The following is a 592-nucleotide window of genomic DNA, read 5'->3' as shown; positions in this document are numbered from 1 at the left end:
ATAAGACCATTCTTAGATTAATGAGGGAAATGGGTTTGAAGAGTCTGATCAGGATAAAGAAATACAGGTCATACCGGGGTGAACTTGGCAAGATCGCCCCCAATATCCTCAACAGGAAATTCCAGGCTGAGGGGCCTTTGCAAAAATGGGCCACGGATATTACTGAGTTCAAAGTCAAGGAAAAAAAGCTGTATCTCTCCCCAATAATTGATCTGTTCAATCAGGAAGTTATAAGTTATGAAATTACTGACAGACCGGTCTTTAAAGGGGTAATGGATATGCTCAAAAAGGCACTGCCCAAAGCAAGGGGGGCATCACAACTGCTTTTACATTCAGATCAGGGCTGGCAATACCAAATGCCTAAATATCAACAGTGGCTCAAAGAAAACGGAATCACTCAAAGCATGTCCAGAAAAGGAAATTGCCTTGATAATGCCGTAATTGAAAATTTCTTCGGAATTTTAAAATCAGAACTGTTTTATCTAAAACAATACGAATCAACAGAGAAGTTAAAAAGCGAAATAGAAGATTATATCTCCTATTACAATAATCAACGGATAAAACTAAATTTAAATGGAATGAGCCCGACAGA

At 38.3% G+C, this 592-nt stretch carries 1 protein-coding gene; it reads left to right on the top strand.

The features are described from left to right. Positions 1-592, top strand: a 592-nt coding sequence (locus ACFS6I_RS24445) for an IS3 family transposase (RefSeq protein ID WP_380924463.1), incomplete at both ends; no start/stop codon positions are given.

The sequence above is a fragment of the Sphingobacterium anhuiense genome, from assembly GCF_042686355.1.
In the GTDB taxonomy this organism is placed as follows: Bacteria; Bacteroidota; Bacteroidia; order Sphingobacteriales; family Sphingobacteriaceae; genus Sphingobacterium; species Sphingobacterium anhuiense.
This window is presented reverse-complemented; position numbering and strand designations above follow the sequence as displayed.